The organism is Flavobacterium sp. UBA4854, from assembly GCF_002399805.1.
Taxonomy (GTDB): Bacteria; Bacteroidota; Bacteroidia; order Flavobacteriales; family Flavobacteriaceae; genus Flavobacterium; species Flavobacterium ginsengisoli.
The window spans coordinates 82,619-84,598 of sequence record NZ_DHEI01000153.1; the positions used below are offsets into that span (position 1 = coordinate 82,619).

General features: G+C 31.7%; 1 protein-coding gene and 1 pseudogene. Both read left to right on the forward strand.

Annotated features, from left to right (window positions below; genetic code table 11):
* Positions 1–348: pseudogene (locus tag B3J44_RS22225) on the forward strand (NAD-dependent epimerase); the annotation flags it as partial.
* Positions 349–522: 174 nt separating this feature from the next.
* Entirely contained in the window at positions 523–1,719 is a 1,197-nt protein-coding gene (locus tag B3J44_RS22230; protein ID WP_286971497.1) for a DUF418 domain-containing protein, read from the forward strand.
* The last annotated feature ends 261 nt before the right edge of the window (positions 1,720–1,980 follow it).

Below are 1,980 nucleotides of genomic sequence, written 5' to 3' on the forward strand. Positions count from 1 at the left end.
GATAAAAAATACGAGTGCTTTTTGTCATCTGAAACCAAAATGCCAATGATGTACATGGATGATGCAATTGATGCAACAATTAATATTATGAAAGCACCGGTTGAGGAAATCAAAATACATTCTTCGTACAATTTGGCTGCTATGAGTTTTACTCCTACAGAAATTGCTGCTGAAATTAAAAAGCATATTCCAGAATTTGAAATTACTTATAATCCAGATTTCCGTCAAAAGATTGCAGACAGCTGGCCGGCAAGCATTGACGATTCTTCTGCTAGAGAAGACTGGGGATGGAATCATAAATTTGATTTAGAAACTATGACAAAAGATATGCTAGATCATTTGGCATAATCTAAAAACGATAAGATTTTAAAAGCGTGTTACATCAGAATAACACGCTTTTTTTGTGAAATTTATTATAAGAAAAAATATTGAATCTATAATTTATCTACTTTTGATAACGTTAAACATTAATCAAGTTTATTCCAAAATCATCAATCAAATCACAACAAAATCATCAATCAAATGACAAATTCTTATCATCCTGTCGAGCAGAGCAAAAGAACTGCAATTGTCGACATACTTCGGGGCTGGGCCATATTGGGCGTAGCAATTGGAAATTATTTAGATTTCCTGTACATCGGTATAGAGAAAGAAATTAAACACAGTACTTTCTCTGAAATTCTTCTATACATTAACCGCTATTTATTTGCGGCAAAATCTTGGACATTATTAACTCTTTTATTTGGCTTCGGATTTGCCATTTTAATTAACAATGTTGCCTCTAAAGGAAAAAATCCTATCGCTTTTTTTGCTTGGCGAATGTTTTTGCTTTTTATTTTGGCTTTTATTAATTCTGCTTTTTGGCTGGGTGACATTTTAAAAGATTATGCCTTTTTAGGACTTGTATTATTACTTTTTTATAGATGTTCTGCCAAAACTTTAGCTATTATTTCTGGTGTGATTGTACTTACAGTTCCTTTTGTAATGGCTTATGTAAATGGTTTTAAAATTGAACATCCTGTAATTGCATCAAATCCTGAATATCTAAAACTTTATCATTCTGGAAATTGGATTGACTTTTTTAGATTTAACTTGTTAGCTTCATTTTACGAGCAAATTATTATTCCTGGTTATGCGATTACTGCTCATTATGTAATGTTGGGCTGTATGCTTTTTGGTTTTTTACTTCAAAAACTAAACTTTTTCAATCGCTTAAGAGAATTAAAAGGACTTCTAAAAAATATCTGTGTTGTTAGTTTTGCATTGGCTGTCATTATCGGAATTGCGTTTAATATCATAATAATATACAAAGTAGAATTTCTAAAAATCTTCCACCCGCTTTACTGGCTGGTTTTAAGTACGATGATTTTTATATCAACTGGAATTTGTCTTTTGTATATCAATGGCAAATTAAAAACGGTTTTCAGCTATTTTAGCGCAGGCGGAAAAATGACATTGACCAATTATATGACTCAAAATATATTGGCAGGTATTATTTTCTCTGGAATCGGATTCGGTATTGCAGATTCAATGCCGTATTGGTTTTACTTTTTCCTTGCTATTTCTGTCTTTATAATTCAACTATTCATTAGCAAATGGTGGCTTTCAAAATACAATTATGGACCAATTGAATGGTTATGGAGATCTGCTAGTTATAGAGAATGGGTTCCGTTTAAAAAAGCACAACCAGAGGTTGTTGCAGATATGAAAATGGTATAAAAAAAGAAACTTGGAATAAACTTGATTATAAAAGAAAAGCCCTTAAAACTAAATTTAAGGGCTTTTTCTATATCATAAAAGAGAAATTTACTTCACTTCAAAAACGTTATTTGTTTGTTTTACATCAGCCATTAATCCGCTTGGATCGATCGTGATTTTTTTGATTGACGTCTTGTTCTTCTCAATTGTAAAACTATAGTTTTGCTGCGCCCAAGCCCAATCTTCTAATACTGTTCTTTTTTCGTTCGGGTTTGGATTTGG

What these genes read in the sequence shown, in the direction of transcription:
- B3J44_RS22230 (WP_286971497.1), top strand. Translation starts at nt 523, where the DNA reads ATGACAAATTCTTATCATCCTGTCGAGCAGAGCAAAAGAACTGCAATT.